Source organism: Streptomyces sp. cg35, from assembly GCF_050410835.1.
GTDB lineage: Bacteria > Actinomycetota > Actinomycetes > Streptomycetales > Streptomycetaceae > Streptomyces.
This window is the reverse complement of the sequence record NZ_CP191268.1, coordinates 7,418,189-7,441,037: the sequence shown is the minus strand read 5'-3', so window position 1 is coordinate 7,441,037 and position 22,849 is coordinate 7,418,189. Positions and strand designations below refer to the sequence as shown.

At 71.7% G+C, this 22,849-nt stretch carries 20 protein-coding genes; 7 read left to right on the top strand and 13 right to left on the bottom strand.

Going from position 1 to position 22,849, the window contains the following annotated elements; all coding sequences use genetic code 11:
• Positions 1-32: 32 nt before the first annotated feature.
• Together ACQUQD_RS34095 and ACQUQD_RS34090 are read left to right on the top strand one after the other, a co-directional pair.
• Complete coding sequence (locus ACQUQD_RS34095) at positions 33-1,388, top strand: MFS transporter (RefSeq protein ID WP_428956030.1); 1,356 nt, start codon at positions 33-35, stop codon at positions 1,386-1,388.
• Between the two features lie 254 nt (positions 1,389-1,642).
• Positions 1,643-2,017 carry an RNA polymerase-binding protein RbpA gene (locus ACQUQD_RS34090; RefSeq protein ID WP_003977404.1) on the top strand — a complete coding sequence of 125 codons (375 nt, stop codon included), beginning with the start codon at positions 1,643-1,645 and terminating at the stop codon, positions 2,015-2,017.
• A 96-nt stretch (positions 2,018-2,113) separates the two neighbouring features.
• Here ACQUQD_RS34090 and fxsA read toward each other — a convergent pair whose 3' ends face one another.
• The 4 genes from fxsA to ACQUQD_RS34070 all read right to left on the bottom strand — a co-directional run bounded on the left by fxsA (position 2,114) and on the right by ACQUQD_RS34070 (position 6,166).
• On the bottom strand, positions 2,114-2,701 hold the full coding sequence (gene fxsA, locus ACQUQD_RS34085) for an FxsA family membrane protein (RefSeq protein ID WP_428956029.1): 588 nt from the start codon (positions 2,699-2,701) through the stop codon (positions 2,114-2,116).
• A 154-nt stretch (positions 2,702-2,855) separates the two neighbouring features.
• The gene (locus tag ACQUQD_RS34080; protein WP_428956028.1) at positions 2,856-3,629 is read right to left on the bottom strand and encodes a polyprenol monophosphomannose synthase; all 774 of its coding nucleotides are present in this window, start codon (positions 3,627-3,629) and stop codon (positions 2,856-2,858) included.
• 418 nt (positions 3,630-4,047) lie between these two features.
• Positions 4,048-5,661 carry an amidohydrolase gene (locus tag ACQUQD_RS34075; protein WP_428956027.1) on the bottom strand — a complete coding sequence of 538 codons (1,614 nt, stop codon included), beginning with the start codon at positions 5,659-5,661 and terminating at the stop codon, positions 4,048-4,050.
• 64 nt (positions 5,662-5,725) lie between these two features.
• Entirely contained in the window at positions 5,726-6,166 is a 441-nt protein-coding gene (locus ACQUQD_RS34070; RefSeq protein WP_018534770.1) for an Lrp/AsnC family transcriptional regulator, read from the bottom strand.
• 256 nt (positions 6,167-6,422) lie between these two features.
• Here ACQUQD_RS34070 and ACQUQD_RS34065 point away from each other — a divergent pair, with 256 nt between their 5' ends.
• Entirely contained in the window at positions 6,423-6,866 is a 444-nt protein-coding gene (locus tag ACQUQD_RS34065; protein ID WP_428956026.1) for a hypothetical protein, read from the top strand.
• 1 nt (position 6,867) lies between these two features.
• On the opposite strand, the gene ACQUQD_RS34060 is transcribed toward ACQUQD_RS34065, so the two are convergent.
• The 3 genes from ACQUQD_RS34060 to ACQUQD_RS34050 all read right to left on the bottom strand — a co-directional run bounded on the left by ACQUQD_RS34060 (position 6,868) and on the right by ACQUQD_RS34050 (position 10,763).
• On the bottom strand, positions 6,868-7,968 hold the full coding sequence (locus ACQUQD_RS34060; protein WP_428956025.1) for a phosphotransferase family protein: 1,101 nt from the start codon (positions 7,966-7,968) through the stop codon (positions 6,868-6,870).
• A gap of 28 nt (positions 7,969-7,996) precedes the next feature.
• Positions 7,997-9,070 carry a hypothetical protein gene (locus ACQUQD_RS34055; RefSeq protein ID WP_428957722.1) on the bottom strand — a complete coding sequence of 358 codons (1,074 nt, stop codon included), beginning with the start codon at positions 9,068-9,070 and terminating at the stop codon, positions 7,997-7,999.
• Positions 9,071-9,599: 529 nt separating this feature from the next.
• On the bottom strand, positions 9,600-10,763 hold the full coding sequence (locus tag ACQUQD_RS34050) for an acyl-CoA dehydrogenase family protein (protein ID WP_428956024.1): 1,164 nt from the start codon (positions 10,761-10,763) through the stop codon (positions 9,600-9,602).
• 375 nt (positions 10,764-11,138) lie between these two features.
• On the opposite strand from ACQUQD_RS34050, the gene ACQUQD_RS34045 reads away from it, so the two are divergent.
• On the top strand, positions 11,139-12,380 hold the full coding sequence (locus tag ACQUQD_RS34045; RefSeq protein ID WP_428956023.1) for a glycoside hydrolase family 18 protein: 1,242 nt from the start codon (positions 11,139-11,141) through the stop codon (positions 12,378-12,380).
• A gap of 60 nt (positions 12,381-12,440) precedes the next feature.
• Here ACQUQD_RS34045 and ACQUQD_RS34040 read toward each other — a convergent pair whose 3' ends face one another.
• Both ACQUQD_RS34040 and ACQUQD_RS34035 read right to left on the bottom strand, forming a co-directional pair.
• On the bottom strand, positions 12,441-13,070 hold the full coding sequence (locus ACQUQD_RS34040) for a TetR/AcrR family transcriptional regulator (RefSeq protein ID WP_428956022.1): 630 nt from the start codon (positions 13,068-13,070) through the stop codon (positions 12,441-12,443).
• Positions 13,071-13,204: 134 nt separating this feature from the next.
• Complete coding sequence (locus tag ACQUQD_RS34035; RefSeq protein ID WP_428956021.1) at positions 13,205-13,360, bottom strand: SCO1431 family membrane protein; 156 nt, start codon at positions 13,358-13,360, stop codon at positions 13,205-13,207.
• A gap of 186 nt (positions 13,361-13,546) precedes the next feature.
• Here ACQUQD_RS34035 and ACQUQD_RS34030 point away from each other — a divergent pair, with 186 nt between their 5' ends.
• Entirely contained in the window at positions 13,547-15,028 is a 1,482-nt protein-coding gene (locus ACQUQD_RS34030; protein WP_428956019.1) for a M1 family metallopeptidase, read from the top strand.
• Positions 15,029-15,100: 72 nt separating this feature from the next.
• Here the strand turns inward: ACQUQD_RS34030 and ACQUQD_RS34025 are convergent, their stop codons facing one another.
• Positions 15,101-16,495, bottom strand: a complete 1,395-nt coding sequence (locus ACQUQD_RS34025; RefSeq protein WP_428956018.1) for a peptidase C39 family protein — start codon at positions 16,493-16,495, stop codon at positions 15,101-15,103.
• Positions 16,496-16,717: 222 nt separating this feature from the next.
• Here ACQUQD_RS34025 and ACQUQD_RS34020 point away from each other — a divergent pair, with 222 nt between their 5' ends.
• Both ACQUQD_RS34020 and ACQUQD_RS34015 read left to right on the top strand, forming a co-directional pair.
• The gene (locus ACQUQD_RS34020; protein ID WP_428956017.1) at positions 16,718-17,359 is read left to right on the top strand and encodes a uridine kinase family protein; all 642 of its coding nucleotides are present in this window, start codon (positions 16,718-16,720) and stop codon (positions 17,357-17,359) included.
• Between the two features lie 406 nt (positions 17,360-17,765).
• Positions 17,766-19,637, top strand: a complete 1,872-nt coding sequence (locus ACQUQD_RS34015) for an AAA family ATPase (RefSeq protein ID WP_428956016.1) — start codon at positions 17,766-17,768, stop codon at positions 19,635-19,637.
• A gap of 85 nt (positions 19,638-19,722) precedes the next feature.
• Here the strand turns inward: ACQUQD_RS34015 and ACQUQD_RS34010 are convergent, their stop codons facing one another.
• The 3 genes from ACQUQD_RS34010 to ACQUQD_RS34000 all read right to left on the bottom strand — a co-directional run bounded on the left by ACQUQD_RS34010 (position 19,723) and on the right by ACQUQD_RS34000 (position 22,817).
• Positions 19,723-20,799 (bottom strand): hemolysin family protein, encoded by a 1,077-nt coding sequence (locus tag ACQUQD_RS34010; RefSeq protein WP_428956015.1) that lies wholly within the window; start codon positions 20,797-20,799, stop codon positions 19,723-19,725.
• A complete protein-coding gene (locus tag ACQUQD_RS34005) occupies positions 20,796-22,133 on the bottom strand; it encodes a hemolysin family protein (RefSeq protein ID WP_428956014.1) in 1,338 nt (445 codons plus the stop codon). The genes ACQUQD_RS34010 and ACQUQD_RS34005 overlap by 4 nt, the downstream gene beginning before the upstream one ends.
• 225 nt (positions 22,134-22,358) lie before the next feature.
• Positions 22,359-22,817: a PH domain-containing protein gene (locus ACQUQD_RS34000; RefSeq protein WP_428956013.1), complete on the bottom strand. Its 459-nt coding sequence runs from the start codon at positions 22,815-22,817 to the stop codon at positions 22,359-22,361.
• Positions 22,818-22,849: the final 32 nt, after the last annotated feature.

The window sequence follows — 22,849 nt, the reverse complement described above, 5'->3', positions numbered from 1 at the left end:
CGCCGGGCCACGGGGACTTCAAGGGGACACGGGTGGGCACCGACACCGCACGGGAGACGGCGACCGGGGCGACCGCTCTTGCCGACCGCAAGCGGGAGCAGCGCGGCTGGTACTTCTACGACTGGGCCTGCTCGGTCTATTCGACGAGTGTGCTGACGGTCTTCCTGGGTCCCTATCTCACCTCGGTCGCGAAGGCGGCGGCCGACGCGGACGGCTTCGTGCACCCGCTCGGGATCCCGGTGCGCGCGGGCTCCTTCTTCGCGTACTCGGTCTCGCTCTCGGTGATCCTGTCGATCTTCGTGATGCCGCTCGCGGGCGCGGCCGCCGACCGCTCGGGCCGCAAGAAGCCGCTCCTCGCGCTCGCCGCCTATGTGGGCGCGGCGGCGACAGCGGGCATGTTCTTCCTCGACGGCGACCGCTACCTGCTGGGCGGCGCGCTCCTTGTGGTCGCGAATTCCGCGCTCGCCGTCTCGATGGTGCTGTACAACTCCTACTTGCCGCAGATCGCTCCTCCGGAGGAGCGCGACGCGGTCTCCTCGCGCGGCTGGGCCTTCGGTTACGCGTCGGGGGCCCTCGTACTCGTGGCGAACCTGGTGCTGTATTCGTCGCACGACACTTTTGGTGTCTCGGAGTCGACAGCCGTGCGCATCTGTCTGGCGTCGGCGGGCGTCTGGTGGGGCGCGTTCACCGTGGTGCCCCTACGCCGCCTGCGCGACCGCCGCTCGACGACCGCGCCGGGCGGCACGGCGCCGGGCCTGCGTCAGCTCGTGGCCACGGTGAAGGACATGCGCCGCCATCCGCTCACGCTCTCCTTCCTGCTCGCCTATCTCGTCTACAACGACGGCGTGCAGACGGTGATCTCCCAGGCGTCGGTGTACGGCTCGGAGGAACTGGGCCTGGACCAGTCGACTCTCATCGTGGCGGTGCTGCTCGTGCAGATCCTGGCGGTGGCGGGCGCGCTGGCGATGGGCCGTCTGGCGCGCGCGTACGGCGCCAAACGGACGATCCTCGGCTCCCTCGTGGCCTGGACCGTGACGATCGGGGCGGGCTTTTTCCTCCCGGCTCACGCGCCGACATGGTTCTTCGTTCTCGCGGCGGGCATCGGCCTCGTACTCGGGGGTACCCAAGCACTGTCAAGGTCACTGTTCTCGCATCTCGTGCCGGCCGGAAAGGAGGCGGAGTACTTCTCCGCTTACGAGATGAGCGACCGGGGCATGAGCTGGCTGGGGCCCCTGGTGTTCGGGCTCGCGTACCAGCTGACCGGGAGTTACCGGGACGCGATCGTGTCCCTGGTGGCGTTCTTCCTGATCGGCTTTGTTCTGCTCGCACGCGTTCCGGTGCGGCAGGCGGTGCGCGACGCGGGGAATCCCGTACCGACCCGGATTTAGCACCTGAAGCCAAAGGCCGGTAGTGTACGCGGTTGGCCTGCCAGGCGTACCGTTACTGCACGTCATTAGTGCAAAACGCTAGGTGACATCTGGTGTCAGATGTGACAAACCGGGCGCCGGTGGGTACAACAAGGGGCGGCTACGACGGCGACGCATGACCCGGAACGGGAATCTTTACCGCCGACCGGACGTTGACCGGATGACGACGACAGCGACACCTGTCCTGTGGGCGACAAGCCCGGGAGGCACGATTCATGAGTGAGCGAGCTCTTCGCGGTACGCGCCTCGTAGTGACCAGCTACGAGACGGACCGCGGCATCGACCTGGCTCCGCGCCAGGCCGTGGAGTACGCATGCGAGAAGGGACATCGCTTTGAGATGCCCTTCTCGGTGGAGGCCGAAATTCCGCCGGAGTGGGAGTGCAAGGTCTGCGGGGCCCAGGCACTTCTCGTGGACGGTGACGGCCCTGAGGAGAAGAAGGCGAAGCCTGCCCGTACGCACTGGGACATGCTGATGGAGCGGCGCACCCGCGAGGAGCTCGAAGAGGTCCTCGAGGAGCGTCTGGCCGTCCTGCGTTCGGGTGCGATGAACATCGCGGTCCACCCGAGGGACAGCCGCAAGTCGGCCTGACCCGACGGTGCTCGGCACCAGCAGAAGAACGGCCGGGGGCCGGACACACGGTGTGTGTCCGGCCCCCGGCCGTTTCTCATGCGCCCCCGAGGGCGCTCACGACGGCATGATCGGCGGGCGCGGGTCCGCGTCGTCGCGGCGGCCGCCGGGGGCCTCGTCCTCCCGGACGACCTCGCCCTGGATCACGGTGCCGCCCGGCTGACGCATACGGGCCTGCTGGAACGCGTCCCCGAACGTGCTCCGGGTCGCCGTGCTCATCTTCCGCTCGATGGCGCGCTCGGTGGAGCGGCTCAGCGCCGTGCGCACGGGCGGCACGAGCAGCAGCAGACCGAGGACGTCCGAGACGAGCCCGGGGATCATCAGGAGCAGACCGGCGAGCATCAGCAGTCCATTGCCCTGCGGGCGCTGCTCGCCCGCCTCGACCGTGGCCGCCTGGCCGCGCTGGAGGGTCTCGCTGAGGTTCTGGAAGGCGCGGCGTCCTGCCGCCTTCATCACGACGGCGCCGAGGACGAAGCCGGCCACCAGGAGCACGAAGAGCGTGAAGCCGCCGACCGCTCCCGCCACCACCGTGAGCAGCCAGATCTCCAGGACCACCCAGGCGGCGACGCCGAGCGGCAGAAAGGTGCGGACCCGGGAGCGCCGGGCCCCTGCGGGCTGGTTGCGGGGCGGAGTGCCAGTGGTCATGCCTCCAGTGTGCCTGGGGCCACGTCCGAGTGGCGTAAGCGGGAGATCAAGGCCGTCTCCCCGGTAGGACCAGGCAGAACCCGGCAGAACCCGGCAGGACCCGGCAGGACGCACAGGAGGGACCGGCGCGCTCGCGAGGGGCCCTGGCGCGCGCTCAGCGTCTCTCGGGCCTGCCGCCGAGGATCTTGCCCACCCGCTCCCCCACGCCCCACGTGGTGACCCGCCACAGGGCCTCCACGACGATGTCCTTGCTCATCTTGGAGTCGCCCAGCTCGCGCTCGACGAAGGTGATGGGGACCTCGACCACGTGGTAGCCGGCCTTCACCGCGCGGCGCGCGAGGTCGACCTGGAAGCAGTAGCCCTGCGAGGCGACCTCGCCGAGGCCGAGACCTTCGAGGGTCTCGCGGCGGAAGGCGCGGAAGCCGCCGGTGACGTCGCGGATCGGGACGTCCAGCAGCAGGCGCGAGTACGTGGAGCCGCCGCGGGAGAGGAACTCGCGGGACTTGGGCCAGTTCACGACGCGTCCGCCCGGTACCCAGCGCGAGCCGAGCACGAGGTCCGCGCCCTTGAGCGCGGTGAGCAGCCGCGGAAGCTCCTCGGGCTGGTGGGATCCGTCGGCGTCCATCTCGATCAGGACGCCGTAGCCCTGCTCCATGCCCCAGGCGAAGCCCGCGAGGTAGGCGGCGCCGAGGCCTTCCTTGCCGGTGCGGTGGAGCACGTGGACCTGTTCGTCCTCGGCGGCCAGCTCGTCGGCGAGCTTGCCCGTGCCGTCGGGGCTGTTGTCGTCGGCGACCAGGACGTGCGCCGCGGGCACCGCGGCTCGCACGCGGCCGACGATGCTCGTGATGTTCTCCGCCTCGTCGTAGGTCGGAATGATCACCAAGGCCGTACCCAGAGGGCCGAACCTGCGCCCGCCGCCGTCACTCACAGCTTCCCCTTAGAACTTCCGTGCACAGGGGACCACCATAGCGAGCGCCGCAGCTCAGGAAGACACTGCGGATCGGGGCCGGACGTCCTTCGGGCCGACCTGGGGCCCGCTGGCTGCGGGTCGACCGAAAGCCGTTGTCTACTGAACGCCCGGGCCCCACCCGGGTCGCACCTCGCCGACCGGCCGGAACGTTCCAGCGCCCCGTGGCGCGGGCGCCGGACTTCGTTCTACGACTGCCTGGATCTGCCCGGTCGTGCGAAAGGTGGTGGACCCGGCCGAACCTACCCGTCGACCGCGGCGGTCTGTCAACAGCCGTTTGACCTGCGCCTCTTCGCGAAGTCGCCTGGTCAGGGCGGAGGATTCGCAGGTCGTACGGGACGGTGCGGGGCCGGGATCCGGCACGCGCCGCCCCGGGATCTCACTCGTCCGGCCGTACGAAGACCGTCTGTCCGAACACCACCGTCCGCAGGCAGACCGGGAGTTGGGCGCCGGGCGTGAGGTCGGGCAGGCCGGGTGTGCCGGAGCGCGGGTCGGTCGACCAGCGGGCCACCCGGTCGTCCGGGGCCTGCACGATCAGCTCGTCGGTGCGCCACACGGCGTAGTCCGCGGGAGCGCCGGGCACCAGGATCCCGGCGTCGTCGCGGCCGACGGCGCGCCAGCCGCCGCGCGTGTGGGCGGTGAAGGCCGCGCGGACGGAGACCCGGTGTTCGGGCGTGCGGTGGAAGGCGGCCGCGCGGACGGTGCCCCACGGGTCGAGCGGGGTGACCGGGCTGTCGGAGCCGAAGGCGAGCGGGACACCGGCCCGCAGCAGGGCCGCGAACGGGTTGAGCGTGCGCGCCCGTTCGGCGCCGAGGCGGTCGGCGTACATGCCGTCCTCGCCGCCCCACAGCGCGTCGAAGGCGGGCTGCACGGAGGCGGTGAGCCCGAACTCGGCGAAGGCCGCGACCGTTTCGGGGGTCAGCATCTCGGCGTGCTCGACGCGGTGCCGGGCGGCGCGCACCCGCGCGAGCCCGACCTTCTCGGCGGCGGCGCGCAGCCCCTCGACGACCGCGGTGACGGCGGCGTCGCCGATGGCGTGGAAGCCGGCCTGGAGACCGGCCTCGGTGCACGCGACGACGTGCGCGGCGACGTCCTCGGCGGTCAGGTAGCCGGTGCCGGTGTGGGCCGCGTCGGCGTAGGGCGCGTGCAGGCAGGCCGTGTGCGAGCCGAGGGAGCCGTCCACGAAGAGGTCGCCGGCGGCGCCGAGCGCGCCGAGCGCCCGGGCCCGCTCGATGTCACGGTCGGCCCAGTAACCGGCGACGCGCGGGCCCGGCTCGGAGCGCGCGAGGTCGAGCAGTCCGGTGAAGTCGTCCTCGGAGGAGATGTCCGGGCCGCCGCACTCGTGGACCGAGCCGATGCCGAGGGAGGCGGCGTGCCGCAGCGCCGCGCGCTGCGCCTCGGTGCGCTGCTGGGGTCCCACGGCGCCGAGGGCGGCGGCGCGCACGGCGTGGTGGGCGTCGCGGGTCAGGGGCGCGTCGGGCGCGTACCCGGCCCGGTCCGTGACGCCGGGGACCAGGTCGAGCAGGGCGGTGCTCACCACGGCGGAGTGCACGTCGATGCGGGAGAGGTAGAGGGGCCGGCCGCCGGTGGCCTCGTCGAGTTCCGTGCGGGACGGCGGCCGGCCGTCGGGCCAGCGGGCGGCGTCCCAGCCGTGGCCGAGCAGGACCCGGTCGGCGGGGCGGGCCGCGGCGTACTCCCGTACGAGGGTGAGGGCCTCGGCGCGGGAGCGGGCGGCCGTGAGGTCGAGCCCGGTGAGGGCCAGGCCGGTCGACGTGGTGTGGACGTGGGCGTCGGTGAACGCCGGGGTGACCAGGGCGCCGTCGAGATCCACGACCTCGTCGACACCGTCCGCGAACGCCTCCGCCGCGCCTTCCGAGCCGACCCAGGCGACGTGTCCTGCCTCCACGACCATGGCGGTGGCGAAAGGGTCGGCGGGGCTGTGGACCTCGCCGCGTCGCAGGAGGACGGTGCGGGTGCTGGGGGGCGTGCTCATGAGGGACAGTCTCCCGCGCCCGGCGCCGCGCGCGGGCGCCGGGGTCCCTTTTGTCGGGACTCCCTCAGATACGCGGCGGCCGGGCCTCGTACGGGGTCGACAGCACGACCGTCGTGCGCGTCGAGACCCCGGCCAGGGACCGCACCCGCGCCAGCAGGTTCTCCAGTTCGTGCGGGGTCTCCACCCGGACCTTCAGGATGTAGTTCTCGTCGCCGGCCACGCTGTGGCACGCCTCGATCTCGGGGACGCCGGCGAGGCGCTCCGCGATGTCGTCGGGGGCGCTCGGGTCGAACGGCTTCACCGAGATGAACGCGGTGAGCGGCAGCCCCACCGCCTCGGGGTCGACGACCGCGGCGTACCCGCGGATCACACCGCGCTGCTCCAGGCGGCGCACCCGCTGGTGCACGGCCGACGTGGACAGGCCGGTGGCCTTGCCCAGGTCGGTGTAGCTCATCCGCCCGTCCTTGACGAGCAGCTGCACGATCTGTCGGTCGAGCTCCTCCATGCGGCAGAACCTACAGGGCAGGTGATCGCCCCGGATACCTGAGTGACGCCGCCGGACAGCCGATTCCCCGCGAAGCGGCCCGCGGTGGCCGTTACTTCTACCGTCCCACCGGCACCTGCAATCGGCATGTGACGAACGCCACACGTTTCAGGCCGTGTCCACCGGCATGGCGCGATTACCTCACGGACGGGGCGGGAAGTGCTTGCTGTGGTCGAGGCCGCGGCTCCTGGTCGGCCCACCCGAGGGGGAGAATCCCATGCAGAGTGTGAAGCGTCCCGGACGCCCTGCCACGCGAAATCGCACGCAGACCATCGTCGAGCCCCAGCCGGAGGGCGTCGAACCCGACGCCTTCGACGGGGACGACACCGACGCGTACGACACCTTCGAGATGTACCGGGTGCTCTGCCCGGACTGCGCGCAGCCCATCGCGCTCCTGGCGGACGAGGACGTCCTGCCCGAGCACGCGCTCTGCGCGACGCCCTGGAATCCGTTCGGGCTCACCGTCTGCGCGGGAACCGGACGCGCGGCCACCGAGGCGCGGCCCGCCGACGCGCTGACCGGCACTCAGGAGCAGGACACGTCCCTGCTGTTGACGCTCCCTCAGGGGCTCGACTGGCGCACCCAGCCGTTCTCGCACGTGGGCGGCCCCGGATCGCGTCCCATCCGGGTCCCGCTCCAGGCGCCCCGTCAGGCCGCCTGAGCTACCTCACCCCGTCCCAGTAGTCGCCCTGCACCATGGCCCGCAGGCTGCCGTGGTGCAGGATCAGCGTGTCCGGATCCGCGGGCACGGCGGTCTCGCCGAAGTGGACCTGGCGGTAGGCGACGCGCAGCATCACGACGGCGTGCCGCAGCGCCGCGTAGAGCGTGTAGAAGTCCATGTCGCGCGGCGCGTGGCCGGTGAGTTCGGCGTACTTCGCCTCGATCCGGTCGCGGCGCAGGAAGTCCGGCAGGCCGCGTTGCCCGAAGCTCTCGGTCAGGTCCTGGAAGAAGCGGTGCAGATAGACGGTCCAGCCGAGGTCCACCTCGCGCGGGGCGAGCGCCGCCATCTCCCAGTCCAGGACCGCGGTCGGCCTGAAGCCGTCGTAGATGATGTTGCCGATGCGGGCGTCGCCCCAGTTGAGGACGGCGTCCGTCACGTCGCCGGGCCACAGCGTCTCGAGGCGCTCGAAGGCGCTCTCGATGAGCGGTGAGCGCGGGAGTCCGTCCACCACCCAGGCGTAGTAGGCGCGTTGGGCCTCGACGTGCCGGCGCAGCGGGCTGCCCGTCCCCGGCAGGGCGAGGAACTCCGCATCGGCCGCGGGCACCCCGTCGTGCAGCCGGGCCAGCAGCCGCAGGCTCGCGTCCTCCAGCTCCGCGCGCTCCGCGTCCGTGGCCGCGTGCAGCCAGTTGCCCTCGTACGTGTACGGCATGACGTCCGGCGGCACCCGGCCGGCGACCCGTTCCATCACGAAGAAGGGGGCGCCGAGCGGCCCGGCGTCCTCCTCCAGCCAGAGCACGCGCGGCACCGGCAGACCGGTGCGCTCGGCCAGTCGCATCGTGCGGTACTGGCGCGGCATGTCGTACACCGGGAAGACCGTGTACGCGGACGGGTCCGCGGCCAGTCTCAACGCGCAGGCCCGGAGCGGCGGTTCGGGGTGTTCGATGTCGAAGAGCAGCGTCTCGCTGGACATGCCGTTGGACTCGGGGACGGTGACGTTCACCGCCTTGGCGCCGGGCAGCCGGCGGGCCAGCCAGGCGGTGAGCCGCCGGGCGATCTCCTCGGGTTCGCGGGTGGACGTGCGGGGGCGCGGTGCTGTCGCCATGGCCGGACTCCCTTTCCGTACCGGGTGATCAGGGGCGCGGAGGTGCCACCGAGTCGAAGCCGGTGAAGCCGCTCGGGTCGTGGCGGCCGAAGCTGCCGTGCTCGAAGATGCCGTGGCCGACCTGCCCGTCGAGGGTGAAGCGGGCGGCGTGGTCGATCACTCCGTAGGCGGCCAGGGGGTGCGCCGCCGGGTCGGCGAGGTCGTAGGCGCGGCGGTCGGTCCAGCCGGGGCCGCGCCAGGTCCCGTGCTGCCAGTCGTCGGCCGGTGGATAGCCGGCGCCGACCGCGAGGGGCGAGGAGGCGAGGATCTCCACGCCGACCTCGACGGGTTTGCGGTCCGTCGGGTCGGTGAGGTGGATGACCGCGCTGCGCGGGTGGCGGGTCCCGGGGACGTAGCTGATGTCCGTCTGCGGCCAGCCGAGTTGGCGGTCGCGGTGTCCCTTCCGGACGAGTGTGGCGTCGTTCAGGGTGCGGTGGCCGTCGGCGTCCTCCTGCGTGACGACCATCAGGAAGCGGTCGTCGAAGCGGACCGGGGCCCAGATCCAGTGGAAGCCCTCGGTGGGGTGCTGCTCGGCGAGCCGACCGCCCTCCTCGCCGGGGACGGGACGCACGCCCCAGCTGCGGTCGCGGGTCCCGGTCCAGCCGCGCAGTTCGATCTCGCGTCCGCCGACGCGCAGCCGGCCGTCGCACCGCCCCGCCTGCACGAACCGCTTGCCCTCCAGGGTGAGGCGGGCGCCGCGGCGCTGGGTGTGGTGCGGTTCCCACAGGGCCGGGAAGTCGGCGCTCCAGGTGATCTCGTACGCGAGCCCGTCGGGGTCGTCCGGGTCGGCGGCGCAGCTGAGGACGAACGTCTCCAGCGGGCGCTCGACCTTGATCCGCAGCGGGCCGACCTCCATCCGCGTACGGCCCTCGTCGCTCAGTGCGTCCGAGGCGCGGACGGCGTGCAGGGTGTCACCGACGCGCAGGGTGGCGTAGGCGTCGATCACGCCGAGGTTCGGGTAGACACCGAGGCCGAGGATGAGGAGGAACCGGCCCTCGGGGTCGAAGAGATGGAAGATGCACCGGTCGTAGGCGTTGCGGTCGCCGGTGGCGACGTGCTTCATCGACAGCGGCACCTGATGGACCGGGTACTCGTCGAACGCTACGGGGCGGTCGTCCTCGGCCACGGCAATCCTCCCTGGACGCACGGCAGTTGACGTCGCCCGGAGGGGTACGGCCTGCCCGGCGGCAGAGCTGACGGTACGTCAGCCGTGATGCGGAGGCCAGATGTTCGACCCGGCGGAGCCGTCTGCTCGGTTATGCCGCGAACTGAGGCTCGAATTCGTCAACCGGTGACCCACCCCCTCCCCCGCCGTTGATCTGGCATGACCCCGACGCAGACACCGGCTCCTGCGCCCACCGGCCGACGCAGGCGTGCCCTCGTTCCTGTCCCCGCAGAATCGGTTCACCAGGCACCACAGCCCCAGCCGTCACACACGACGCACCAACCGCAGCAAGCGCACGTCCACCCGCAGGACCCGCCCATCTACCGGGCCCTCATCAGCACCTGGGCCGAGCGCGGCAGGACCCTGCCGGGGCGCCACGACCCCGAGTGGGCGCTGCTGGTGGCGCCCACCGTGCGCACGGGGCAGTTCAGCGGGACTCGGGACCTGCGAGGTGACGGGCGATGACCATGCGCTGGATCTGGTTGGTGCCCTCGACGATCTGCAGCACCTTGGCCTCCCGCATGAACCGCTCGACGGGGAAGTCCGCGGTGTATCCGTAACCGCCGAAGACCTGCACCGCGTCCGTGGTCACCTTCATCGCCGCGTCGGTGCACAGCAGCTTCGCCATGGCGGCCTGCTTGGAGAACGGCCGGCCCGCGTCCCGCAGCCGGGCCGCCGACAGGTACAGGGCGCGGCCCGCCTCGATCTGCGTCGCCATGTCCGCCAGCATGAACCGCAGGCCCTGGAAGTCGGCGACGGGCCGCCCGAACTGCGCGCGCCCCTTCGCGTACGCCACCGCCTCGTCGAGCGCGGCCTGCGCCACGCCGATCGCGCAGGCCGCGATGCCGAGCCGGCCCGAGTCGAGCGCCGACAGGGCGATCTGGAAGCCCTGCCCCTCGTCCCCGATGCGCCGCGCGTCGCTCACCCGCACCCCGTCGAAGTGCAGCTGGGCGGTGGGCGAGCCCTTCATCCCCATCTTCCGTTCCGGCGCCGCCGCGCTCAGCCCCTCGGCGTCGCCCGGAACCAGGAACGCCGTGATGCCGTGCGCGCCCTCGCCGCCGGTGCGGGCCAGCACCGTGCAGAAGTCGGCGACGCCGCCGTGGGTGATCCAGGCCTTCGTGCCGGTGAGCACCCAGGCGTCGCCGTCACGCACCGCCTTCGTGCGCAGGGACGCCGCGTCGGATCCCGAGGACGGCTCGGAGAGGCAGTACGCGCCGAGCAGTCCGCCGCCGAGCATCGCGGGCAGATGTTCCGAGCGCTGCTGCTTCGTGCCGAAGTTGGCGAGCGCGTGACAGGCCAGCGAGTGCACGCTGACGCCGAGACCGACGGTCAGGCGCGCGGCCGCGAGCTCCTCGAGCACCTGGAGATACACCTCGTACGGCTGGTCGCCGCCGCCGAACTCGGCGTCGTACGGCAGGCCGAGCAGGCCGGACGAGGAGAGCAGGGCGAACGTCTCCCGCGGGAAGAGGCCGGCCTCCTCGCCCTCGGAGGCGTGCGGGGCGATCTCCCGCTGCGCGATGTCACGGACCAGCTGCATGAGGTCCTGAGCTTCGTCCGTCGGCAGCTGACGCTCGACTCCTGGCTCCGGCATGGCGACGCTCTCCTCCCTGTGCGGGCACTGCGGCGGTGCGCGCGGGGTGGGCGGCGCCGCCGGTCGGTCACTGTCGAGCCGATGCTGCCCTTCCGGGTCTCGAAAGGGGCTGACCAGCGGCTGCGGTGTGTCGAGTATTCCCGATCCCGGGCCGCGTGTCACCGGTTAACGACCGCTTACTCCAGGATGTGCGGACGAACGCAAGGGAGCCCGCGAAATTGGTTCGGACCATTGACCTCACTGGTCTAGTCCTCCTACTGTTCCGTTCAACGACTTAACGCGTTCATGTCACCCCTGGCGGGCGCGTTGAGTCGCACTCACGCAGGTCCACAGCTCGACTTCCCCCCATGTCCCCCTCCCCCACGAGGAGACACGATGCTCAGACCGCACCTCCCCCGCGCCCGTTTCAAGGCGCTCGCCGCCGCCGCGTGTTGCGCCGTCCTCGGCGCGGGACTGCTCGCCTCCGCGGGCAGCGCCGCCGCGCAGCCGGATGCCGCCCCCAAGGAGACCGCGGCCGGTTCCAAGGTCGTCGGATACTTCACGGAGTGGGGTGTCTACGACCGGAACTACCACGTCAAGAACATCGAGACGTCCGGCTCGGCGGACAAGCTCACCCACATCAACTACGCCTTCGGCAACGTCCAGGGCGGCAAGTGCACGATGGGCGACTCCTACGCCGCGACCGACAAGGCGTACACCGCCGACCAGGCCGTGGACGGCGTCGCCGACACCTGGGACCAGCCGCTGCGCGGCAACTTCAACCAGCTGCTCAAGCTGAAGAAGCTGCACCCGGACCTCAAGATCCTGTGGTCCTTCGGCGGCTGGACCTGGTCCGGCGGGTTCGGCGAGGCGGCCAAGGACCCGGCGGCGTTCGCCCAGTCCTGCTACGACCTGGTCGAGAACTCCAAGTGGGCCGATGTCTTCGACGGCATCGACATCGACTGGGAGTACCCGAACGCCTGCGGCCTGACCTGCGACACCAGCGGGCCCGAGGCCTACAAGAACCTGATGGCGGCGCTGCGTTCGAAGTTCGGCAGCAGCTACCTGGTCACCTCCGCCATCGCGGCCGACGCCTCGGACGGCGGGAAGCTGGACGCCGCCGACTACGCGGGCGCCGCCCAGTACGTCGACTGGTACAACCCGATGACGTACGACTACTTCGGTGCCTGGGACGCGCAGGGCCCGACCGCCCCGCACTCGCCGCTGACCGCGTACGACGGCATCCCGAAGGACGGGTACAACACCGACGCCACCATCGCCAAGCTCAAGGCGGCCGGCGTACCCGCGTCGAAGCTGCTGCTCGGCATCGGCTTCTACGGGCGCGGCTGGACCGGTGTCACGCAGGCGGCGCCCGGCGGCACGGCCACCGGTCCGGCGGCCGGCAAGTACGAGCAGGGCATCGACGACTACAAGGAGCTGAAGACCAAGTGCCCCGCCACGGGCACGGTCGGCGGCACCGCGTACGCGTACTGCGGCAACAACTGGTGGAGCTACGACACCCCGGCGACCATCGCGGGGAAGATGGACTACAAGAACCAGCAGGGCCTGGGCGGCACCTTCCTGTGGGAGCTGTCCGGTGACACGACGAACGGTGAGCTGATCAAGGCGGTCGACTGACCGTACGAGTGAACCACTTGGGCGGGGTCCGGCGTGCCGGGCCCCGCCCCTCGTGCTCGCTCAGGAGCGGGGCGGCGCCGGACACGTCGGATCGAACTCCTCGATCACGCGCAGCGTTTCGCCGAGCAGGCGCACCAACAGGGCGCGCAGCGTGTCCCGTTCCAGCTCCTGGTGGCCGATCCAGTCGAGCGTGATGCCCTCGACGCCGTACAGCCAGCCGAGCAGCGCCATCCGGGCGAGCTGCGGCACCTCGGTTCTCCCGTACGCACCCTGGGCGATGGTCGCGATCAGCGCCTCGCGCACCCCGTCCCGGATGGCCTGCACCTCGGTGTCGAAGCCGACGCCACCGGTGATGATCGTGCGGTACGCGGCCTGGTGGTGCTCGGCGTAGCGCAGATAGCCGTCGATGGTGCGGTGCAGGCGGTCGACGGGCGCCTGGTCCACGGCGCTGCTCGCGAGGTCGACGAGATCGCCGACGGAGTCCTCGATGATCGCGAGGTAGTAGCCCCGCTTGGACTTGAAGTAGTAGTAGATCAGCCCTTTGGCGACGCCCGCGTGCTGGGCGATGTCGTCCATGGACAGCGCGTCGTAGGACGTGTCGGCGAACAACTTCCGGCCGATGGCGATGAGTTCGGCGCGACGGGCGGTGGAGCGGTCGGTGCCGCGCGCCCGCTGTTGACTAGTATTCAATTCCGGCCCTGGCCTCCAGCTCCCTGCGGATCCCGCAGTATGGCACCTTCCGCGGCGCCGTCCCGCCCCGCACGCCCCGGGCGCGAGGGCCTCGGCGGGCGAGGGACGGTGCCGGAAGACCGAGGTGGCTCAGGTCACATCCAGCCGACCTGCGTGACGAACATCGCGAGCACCACCACGAAGGTCCAGCCCAGGACGTGCTCGAGGATCTTGGGGCCGTCCTCCTGCGGGCCGCCGGTGCGGGCGCGCGAGGCGGCAGGGGCGGGGCTGGCGGCAGAGCTTGCGGTCATGGGTGTCTCGCTCGGGTCGTGGGCGTGGTCGTGACTCCCCCCGGGGGCGCCCGGCTCCCCTCCGGCGCCCTATCCACCTTGCCACCGGAAGGCCGTTCTGCGACCGAGACCTTGGTCACGCACAACCGGGCCGGAATGCCGCGCGTCCCACACTGCGACGCGATCCGTCCGACCGGAAGGTTCCCGATGCGCACGTACCGGACGCACCACCGCAGGGCCCGACTCGCCGTCGCCGCGACGATCACCGTCGGCGCGGCACTGACCGGCCCGGCAACCGTCTCCCGGGCCGCCGCCGACGCTCCCACGCCGGGTGCCGCGGGGCTCGGCGATCCGATGTTCCCGCTCGACGGGAACGGCGGCTACACGGTCCGCCACTACACCCTCGACTTCGACTGGCGGGCACCGCGGACCCCGTTCGCCGCGGTGACGACGATCAGGGCCACGGCGACCCAGGCGCTCTCCCGCTTCAACCTGGACTTCGCCGGCAACACACTGCGCTCGGTCACGGTGGACGGCCGGCCGGCGCAGACCCGGCGGGACGGCGACGAGCTGGTCGTCACGCCCAAGTCCCCCTTACGCAGCGGAGGTTCCTTCACGGTGAGAGTCGGCTACACGGCCGACCCGACGCAGACACGCCACCGCGACGACGCGATCGAGGACTACGGCTGGATCCCCACACCGGACGGCACGGTGCTCTACCCGCAGCCCAACGGGGCCAAGCTGGTCTTCCCGGCCGATGACCACCCCAGCCGGCGGGCCCGCTTCACCTTCCACGTCACCACACCCGCCGGCCTGACGGCGGTCGCAGGCGGAAGACTCGTCGACCGGTCCACGCGCCCCGACGGCCGGGTCCGCTGGACGTACGACTCCGAGCAGCCGGTGGCCACCCAGCTCGTCCAACTGGCCATCGGACGGTTCCAGTTGGTCGACAGCAAGGGGCCGGGCGGGCTGCCGCTGCGCGATGTCGTACCGGACGCCCTGGTGGCGCCGACCAAGCAGTACCGGGACCTGACGCCCGATCATTTGACGTGGCTGGAGCAGCAGTTGGGCCCGTATCCCTTCAACCGGTACGGCGTCCTGGTCGGCGACACGGATCTGGGCGTGGCCCTGGAGACTCAGACGCTGTCCCTCGTCCCGAAGGCGGACCTGCTCGGCACGAAGGTCGACGCCGAGCGCAATCTGGTCCATGAGCTGACCCACCAGTGGTTCGGCGACAGCGTGGGCATCGCGGCCTGGTCCGACCTGTGGCTCAGCGAGGGGCACGCCCGTTTCTACGAGCGCCTGTACTCGCAGGCGCACGGCGGGGACAGTTTCGAGGCCGCGATGAAGACGGCGTACGAGAGCCACGACCAGTGGCGGCACGACTACGGCGCCCCCGCCGAACCCACCGAGCCGAACCTCTTCAAGCGCATGCGCTACGACGGCTCCGCGCTGGTCCTGTACGCGCTGCGCGAGCAGGTCGGCACGGACACGTTCCAGCGGATCGAGCGGGCGTGGGCTGCGGAGTACCGCGGCAGGACGGCGTCGACGGCCGACTACGTCGCGCTGGCGTCGAAGGTCGCGGGCCGGGACCTGTCGGGCTTCCTGCGCCCCTGGCTGTACGGCCCGAAGACCCCGCCCATGCCCGGGCACCCGGACTGGGTCGTGAACCCGGTCGTCACCGGCTGACCGGCCCCGGCCGGCGGTCTCCTCGCGGGGACCTCTCCCGCGAGAAGACCGCCGAGGCGGCGTGGCCACCGGTCAGCGCACGCCCACCGCCGCCAGCGCCTTGCGCTGCTTCGGGGTCGGGTGGGCCGGGAAGTAGAGGTAGCAGACGCCGCCGGTCCCGGAGACGACGCTGCCCGAGGCGTTCTTGCGCTTCGTGCGGAGCCAGATCGTCTCCCACTCCGACCTCTTGTAGACGCGGCGGACCGCCGGGTCGCTCGGCGAGGCCGGGTCGTTGGCGATCACGTCGCCCTCGGCGGTGAAGCCGATGACCGTCATGAGGTGCCCGGAGGTGCCGTAGCCCGCGCCGGTCAGCTCCTCCTTGAGGAACGACTGGGACGTTATGGCCGGGATACCGGCCGCGATCAGCGTCTCCAGATCGGTCAGGGAGGACAGCCGGGTGACCACGCCCTGCAGGTCCTCGTACGTCGCCGCGTACGCCGCGTTGAACGGCCAGTTGCCGCAGCCCTCGTACTGGTAGTCATACGTACCACGTGCGGCGTGGCAGACCTGCGGGTCGGCGTAGGCCGGGTCGACCCAGGCCAGCTGCTCGGCCGTGGGCTTGCGCCCCCAGTACTCGATGATCATCTGCGAGGAGGTGGGGCTGCACCAGGCCTCGCCGCCGTTGTCGTACTCGGGGTACTGACCGGAGTGGATGCTCTGCGAGTAACGCGGGACGGCCAGCTCCTTGGCGAGGCCGGGGGTGGACGCCGGCACGGTGAAGCGGTCCGGGACGTCCGAGCCCATCGCGCCCAGGCGCCAGACCGTCGGCGCCGCCTTCGAGCCCGGGGCGCGCAGCAGCGTCAGGCGCAGGCTGTAGGACGCGAGGCGGAGGCCGGAGGCCGCGTCGTCGATGGAGAACGTGTCCGTCCAGATGCTCGACCTGCCGTCGCTCTGGTCGTCCACGGAGGTCCGGCGGATGTCGACGTCCTTGTCGTCACCGGCCGTCCAGCGGCCCATCACATACCAGGGCGTCGCGGTCCCGTCGGTGTACGTGCCCTTCAGCTCGATCTGGATCCAGGTGCCGGCCGGGGTGTGCGCGTTCCACGAGGCGATGACCTCGGTGGCGGGGACGCTCAGCCGGTGGACCGGGGAGATCCACTGCGCGTACTCCCACTCGGCCGTCCTGTTCAGGTGCGGGTCGGTGTAGGTCGTGGTGCCCGCGACGCCGGCGAGCGTCACGCCGGGACGCGCCCCGGCGACGGCGCGGGTCCCGCGGCCGGTGCCGGAGCGCCAGTCGGTGTACGTCGTCCAGGTGCGGTTGTCCACGAGGCGGGCGGGGGCCTTCTTCCGTGTGGTTGCTGCGGTGGCCGGGGCGGCCGCGGCTCGGGCGGTCCCCGCGCCGGCCGCCGTGGCGGCGAGTGCGACGCCCGCGGCGGCCGTGAGCATGGTTCTGCGGGACGGACGGGAGTCCGGATCGGGTCGGGTCATCGGGTGGATCCCCCAGTCGACGGGTCGGGCGGAAGGGACGGACGGGCCGGGTGCGGGCCTGGTGGAACAGTGCGCCAACTATGGCCGCAGGAGCGGGATTTCCACCAGCGTTTCGAGGCCTGTCAGGGGCACCAATATTGGTCTCCACCACTGGCATGACCTGCGACGCCGTCATCGAAACCAGGTCCACCCGCCCGGCCCGCCCGGCGTACCCTTGCCGCCGTGACCTCTCTGCGCGTCCCCCTCGACCAGTACGCCGACCGCGTCCGGCGGCTGCCGGCCTCCTGCGGCCCCGTGCGCCTCGTCGGCATCGACGGCCACGCGGGTTCCGGCAAGTCGACCTTCGCGCTGCGGCTCGCCGAGGCGCTCGGCGGGGCGCCCGTACTGCGTCTCGACGACATCGCGAGCCACGACGCCCTCTTCGCCTGGACGGACCGACTGCGTGAGCAGGTGCTCTCGCCGCTGTCCGGTGGCGAGGCCGCGCACTACGAGACGTACGACTGGAACGCCCGCCGCTTCGACGGCACGCGCCTCCTCCCGGCCGCGGACGTGGTCCTGGTCGAGGGGGTGGGCGCGGGGCGGCGCTTCCTGCGGCCGTATCTGGCGCGGCTGTTGTGGATGGACCTGCCGCGCGACACGTCCTGGGCGCGCGGGCGGAACCGGGACGGTGCGGCCCAGGAAGAATTCTGGGACGGCTGGATCCCGGCGGAACGGAAACATTTCGCGCAGGATCCGTCCCGGCCCTTCGCTGAGGAATTGGTAAGAGAGTGCCCGCAGGGATACGAGATGCGCGAGGGACCTGGTGGGGCCGCGCAGACCCACCGCTCCGTCACTCACAGTGAAGGACCGCCAGCGGTGCGCTGAACCCCCCGAATCGGGCTTCCGCCAGTTTCCCGGAGTGCCCCAACTCGGCTTGACCCAGGGGCCGTACAGGACTTACGTTCTCAATGTGCGGCCTTTCGGGACCGCCCGTAGACGCGAAGCCCCCGGTTGTTCCCCCGTGATCGGGGGCTTCGTTCTGCCCATAATGCCCTTTCCCGAGCGCGCCGAGGCGTTTCTCGTTCACCCTGGGTCACCATGCGGCACCCCGCTCACCTGGGCGAAATCGCCGCTGTCCGCACCGATCCGACACCGTCGCGCCCTACGGCCGACCAGGCACCCGCAGGTACGATGCCCTCGGTGCGGCCTACGGACGGCTCGCTGTCCGCACCGTGACAACTCCCGTCCATGACAGAGCGGTTCATCGGGGGCACGGTTTGTGGGGGACGTGATGGACTTCGGCACTGGTGCGCCGACGGGCCCGGCCGACCTCGCCTGGCTGCGAGGCGTCGACGCCTACACGATGGGCGCCTATCCGCAGGCGGAGGAGGAGTTCCGCACCGCCGTCCGGCTGGACCCGGGGATGGCGGACGGCTGGCTCGGGCTGCACGCGCTGCGTATCGACACGACGACGGCGCTGCTGCGCATGTTCCGGCACCGCGACCGGTTCGGCGAGCAGCGCGCGCGGCACCGGCGCACCCTCAACTCCTGGTACTGGCTGGGCTGGTGGGTGCAGCCGGTCCTGGAGCACCCGCGCGACCTGTTGCTGGCGCACGCCTCGCACTGGCTCGACGGTCGCCACGTGCCGGAGCTGGACCGGGCGCTCGCGACGCTGCCGCCGGTCGACGCGGATCCGCAGGTGCGCTTCCTGCACGCGTGCCGGGCGTATCTGGTCAAGGACTGGGAGCAGTTGGTCCGGCAGACGGACTCGCTCATCGACGATCCGATGCTCGGCATCGAGGCCGGTCTCTTCGGCGGGATGGCGCGGGTGCGCCTGGAGATGTACGGGCAGGCGGAGCCGCTGCTCTCCGCGGCCCTGATGCGCTGCCGCAGCGAGCAGCCGCAGCGCAAGGAACTGCGGTACTGGCTGGCGAGGGCGCACGAGGGAACCGGCCGGTCGGCGGCCGCCCTCCCGTTGTACCGGGCCGTGCACCGGGTCGATCCGGCGTTCATGGACACCTCGGCGCGGCTCGCGGCGATCGCCGAGGGCGACGGGTACACGGACTTCGCCGACGGCCAGGATCTGGCTCCGATGGCGCTGACGGGGTATCAGGACGGCCTGGACGGGACGGAGTCGGTCGATCCGCTGTACGCGAGCGACGGGCGGGACCTCAAGGTCACCGAGCCCGTGCCGCCGCCGCCCGGTGGCGGTACGGAGGATCCCGACATGGTGCGGGAGAAGGCCGTGGTGCCGGTGTCGGTGCCGCTGCCGACGGGGCCCGCCGATCCGGTACTGCTGGAGGAGGCCCTCGCCGAGCTGGAGCTGATGGTCGGCCTGGAGCCCGTGAAGCGCCAGGTCAAGGCGCTCTCGGCGCAGTTGAACATGGCGCGGCTGCGGACCGGGCAGGGCCTGCCCGTCCAGCCGCCGAAGCGCCACTTCGTCTTCTCGGGCCCGTCCGGCACCGGCAAGACCACGGTCGCCCGGATCCTCGGGCGCGTCTTCTACGCCCTCGGGCTGCTCGGCGGCGACCACCTGGTGGAGGCGCAGCGGGCGGACATGGTGGGCGAGTACCTGGGCCAGACCGCGGTGAAGGCCAACGAGCTGATCGACTCGGCGCTCGGCGGGGTGCTCTTCGTCGACGAGGCGTACGCGCTGTCCAACTCCGGTTACGGCAAGGGCGATGCGTACGGCGACGAGGCGCTGCAGGTGCTGCTGAAGCGGGCCGAGGACAACCGCGACCACCTCGTGGTGATCCTGGCCGGCTATCCGGAGGGCATGGACCGGCTGCTCGCGGCGAACCCCGGTCTCTCCTCGCGCTTCACGTCCCGGGTCGACTTCCCCTCGTACCGTCCGCTCGAACTCACCGCGATCGGCGAGGCGTTGGCGGCCGAGAACGGGGACGCGTGGGACGAGGAGGCGCTGGACGAGCTGCGGTCGATCGCCGGCCATGTGGTGGACCAGGGGTGGATCGACGAGCTCGGCAACGGGCGGTTCCTGCGGACGCTGTACGAGAAGTCGTGCGCGTACCGGGACCTGAGGCTCACCGGGTACCTGGCCGAGCCGTCCCGGGACGACCTGGCCACGCTGCGGCTGCCGGATCTGATGCAGGCGTACGGAGAGGTGCTGTCCGGGCGGGGGCCGCAGGACCCGTCCGGGTTCTAGCGGAGGTCCAGCGGATTCCGCGGCTCCGTCACGTCGGCGGGGCCGCACCTCGGTGTTCGGTACGGCCCCGCGCGTTCGGGGAGGACTAGGTCAGCGCCCCCTCCCGCTTCCGGGCCTCCGGGACCTGTGCCTCCTCCCGGTGTGCCGGGTCACGGACCTCGCCCACCAGCAGCTCCAGGACGTCCTCCAGGGCGACCAGGCCGAGGACACGCCCCGACGCGTCCGCCACCTGGGCCAGGTGCGTGGCCGCCCGCCGCATCACGGTGAGGGCGTCGTCCAGCGGGAGTTCGGCGCGCAGCGTCGTCATGGGGCGCCAGATCTGCTGCGGGACGGCACGGTCCGTGTCGGGCCCGTCGATCAGGTCGAGGACGTCCTTGACGTGGAGGTAGCCCATGAAGGCGCCGCCGTCCGCGCAGACCGGGAAGCGGGAGTAGCCGGTACGGGCCGTCAGCCCGATGACCTCCGCCGGGGTGACCGAGGGGCCGACCGTGACCAGGTCCGAGCGGTCCAGGAGGACGTCGGTGACCGGGCGGGAGCCCAGCTCCAGCGCGTCCTCGAGGCGTTCCTGCTCCTCCGGGTCGAGCAGGCCCGCCTGGCCGGAGTCCTCCACCAGGCGGTTGAGCTGCTCGCTGGTGAAGACCGCCTCGACCTCGTCCTTCGGTTCCACCCGGAACAGCTTCAGGACCAGGCGGGCGCACGCGCCCAGCGCGATCGTGACCGGCTTGCACAGCCGGGCGAAGGCGACCAGGCCCGGGCTGAACCACAGCGCGGTCTTCTCCGGGGCCGCCATCGCCAGGTTCTTCGGCACCATCTCGCCGATGACCAGGTGCAGGGAGACCACTACGGCCAGCGCGATCACGTAGCCCAACGGATGGATCATGCCGTGCGGGAGGTGGACGGCCTCGAAGACGGGTTCCAGGAGGTGCGCCACCGTGGGCTCGGCCACCGCGCCCAGCGTCAGCGAGCAGACGGTGATGCCGAACTGGGCGGCCGCCATCATCTGCGGCAGGTGCTCCAGGCCGTACAGCACCTGGCGGGCCCGCTTGCCGGGGAGGGGTTCGATCTGGCTGCGGCGCACCGAGACCAGAGCGAACTCCGCTCCGACGAAGAAGCCGTTCGCCAGCACCAGCAGGACCGCGAAGAAGAGTTGCAGGGCGCTCATCGGGCCGCCTCCAGGACGGCCTGCGGGGCGTCCGCGACCTTGACGATGCGGACCCGTTCGGCCCGGTAGTGGTCGACCTGGCGCACGGAGAGCCGCCAGCCGGGCAGTTCCGCCTTGTCGCCGGGGGCGGGGATGCGGCCGAGGAGGTCGGCGACCAGACCGGCCACCGTCTCGTACGGGCCCTCGGGGACGTCGAGTCCTATGCGGCGCAGGATGTCGACGCGGCAGCTGCCGTCGGCGTCCCATGCGGGCCGTCCGTCCTCGGGCGGCGCGGCCGCCAGTTCCGGGAGGTCGAGGCGGTCGTGCTCGTCGCGGACCTCGCCGACCAGTTCCTCCACGATGTCCTCCAGGGTGACGACCCCGGCCGTGCCGCCGTACTCGTCGACGACGACGGCCATGGGCTGCTCGCTGCGCAGGCGGGCGAGCAGCGGCTGGACCGGGAGGGTCTCCGGGACCAGCAGCGGTGCCTGCGCGATCCGGCTCACCGGGGTGCGCAGCCGTTCGTGCGCCGGCATCGCCAGGGCGTCCTTGAGGTGGACCACGCCGATGACCTCGTCGATCCGCTCCCGGTACACGGGGAAGCGGGACAGGCCGGTGGCGCGGGTCAGGTTGACCACGTCCTCGGCCGTCGCGGACGCCTGGAGGGCGCTGACCTTCACGCGCGGCGTCATGACGTGCTGCGCGGTCAGTTCACCGAGGGACAGGGTGCGCACGAACAGGTCGGCCGTGTCCTGTTCCAGCGCCCCGGCCTGTGCGGAGTGGCGGGCCAGCGACACCAGTTCGCCGGGGGTGCGGGCGGAGGCCAGTTCGTCGGCCGGCTCGACACCGAGCGCGCGCACCAGGCGGTTCGCGACCGCGTTGAGCAGGGCGATGACCGGGCGGAAGAGGCGGGCGAAGACATGCTGGGGGCCTGCCACGAAGCGGGCCACCTGGAGCGGCCTGGAGACCGCCCAGTTCTTCGGGACCAGTTCACCGATCACCATCTGCACGGCGGACGCGAGCAGCATGCCGACGACGACCGAGACGCCGCCGACGGCGCCCTCGGGGACGCCGACGGCCGTGAAGGGGCCGCGCAGCAGCTCGGCGAGGGCCGGTTCGGCGAGCATGCCGACGACCAGTGAGGTGATGGTGATGCCGAGCTGGGTGCCGGAGAGCTGGAAGGACAGCTCCTTGAGGGCGTCGACGACGGTGCGGGCCCGCTTGTCGCCGGCGGCCGCCGCCTCTTCGGCGTCGGGGCGCTCGACGGTGACGAGCCCGAACTCGGCCGCCACGAAGAATCCGTTGGCGAGGATCAGGAGGAAGGCTGCCGCGAGGAGCAGCAACGGGATGGTCATGCCGCCGCCTCCGGGGACGTACGCGCGAGGGGCGCGCTATGTCGGGAGGGGGCGGCGCAGGTACTGCCGGACGATCCGTCCATCGCTGGAGGGAGTCACTCCTTGGTTAGCAGGAACCCCTGGCCGCCCGTCCGGGCGCTTCAGGGGCGGGATGGCTCACGACGCGCACCCCACCACCAGATTAATCAGGTCCGGGGGCGGGGCGGCAGGGCCCGGGCCCCTGAGTCAGCCCTGAATACCGGTACGGGTCTCGGCCAGGGCGCGTAGTGCCTTCGCGTCGCGGATGGCGCTCTGCCGGGCGATGCCGGGCTGGATGCCCATGGCGGCCAGGCTGGTGCCGTCGGTGAGGTTCAGGAACACCCACGGGTCGCCGGGCCGCAGGTTGACCTGGACGATCTCCGCCCAGGCCAGGCGGCGGCTGCGGGCGATGTTGACGACGGTGACGCCGTCGGTGTCGGCCACCACCTTGGGCCGTGCGAGCAGCGCCAGCACGGCCCAGAACAGGGCGGCGGTGAAGACGAAGCTGGTCCGCTCCCCCGGGCTCATGCCGTCGAGGATCAGCGCGATGACGGTGATCACGACGAAGGAGACGGCACCGAGCCCGTGCAGGATGGCACGGGTCCGCCCGGGCCGGAAGGTGACGGGCAGGTCAGGGGCGCCAGGGGTGCCAGGAGTATCGGACATGGCTTCGGTGTCCTCGGCTGTTCTCGGTGTCC

Coding starts and splice junctions, on each gene's coding strand:
- ACQUQD_RS34090 (WP_003977404.1), top strand. CDS start 1,643: ATGAGTGAGCGAGCTCTTCGCGGTACGCGCCTCGTAGTGACCAGCTAC.
- fxsA (WP_428956029.1), bottom strand. CDS start 2,701: ATGACCACTGGCACTCCGCCCCGCAACCAGCCCGCAGGGGCCCGGCGC.
- ACQUQD_RS34075 (WP_428956027.1), bottom strand. CDS start 5,661: ATGAGCACGCCCCCCAGCACCCGCACCGTCCTCCTGCGACGCGGCGAG.
- ACQUQD_RS34070 (WP_018534770.1), bottom strand. CDS start 6,166: ATGGAGGAGCTCGACCGACAGATCGTGCAGCTGCTCGTCAAGGACGGG.
- ACQUQD_RS34065 (WP_428956026.1), top strand. CDS start 6,423: ATGCAGAGTGTGAAGCGTCCCGGACGCCCTGCCACGCGAAATCGCACG.
- ACQUQD_RS34060 (WP_428956025.1), bottom strand. CDS start 7,968: ATGGCGACAGCACCGCGCCCCCGCACGTCCACCCGCGAACCCGAGGAG.
- ACQUQD_RS34055 (WP_428957722.1), bottom strand. CDS start 9,070: ATGAAGCACGTCGCCACCGGCGACCGCAACGCCTACGACCGGTGCATC.
- ACQUQD_RS34050 (WP_428956024.1), bottom strand. CDS start 10,763: ATGCCGGAGCCAGGAGTCGAGCGTCAGCTGCCGACGGACGAAGCTCAG.
- ACQUQD_RS34045 (WP_428956023.1), top strand. CDS start 11,139: ATGCTCAGACCGCACCTCCCCCGCGCCCGTTTCAAGGCGCTCGCCGCC.
- ACQUQD_RS34035 (WP_428956021.1), bottom strand. CDS start 13,360: ATGACCGCAAGCTCTGCCGCCAGCCCCGCCCCTGCCGCCTCGCGCGCC.
- ACQUQD_RS34030 (WP_428956019.1), top strand. CDS start 13,547: ATGCGCACGTACCGGACGCACCACCGCAGGGCCCGACTCGCCGTCGCC.
- ACQUQD_RS34025 (WP_428956018.1), bottom strand. CDS start 16,495: ATGACCCGACCCGATCCGGACTCCCGTCCGTCCCGCAGAACCATGCTC.
- ACQUQD_RS34015 (WP_428956016.1), top strand. CDS start 17,766: ATGGACTTCGGCACTGGTGCGCCGACGGGCCCGGCCGACCTCGCCTGG.
- ACQUQD_RS34010 (WP_428956015.1), bottom strand. CDS start 20,799: ATGAGCGCCCTGCAACTCTTCTTCGCGGTCCTGCTGGTGCTGGCGAAC.
- ACQUQD_RS34005 (WP_428956014.1), bottom strand. CDS start 22,133: ATGACCATCCCGTTGCTGCTCCTCGCGGCAGCCTTCCTCCTGATCCTC.
- ACQUQD_RS34000 (WP_428956013.1), bottom strand. CDS start 22,817: ATGTCCGATACTCCTGGCACCCCTGGCGCCCCTGACCTGCCCGTCACC.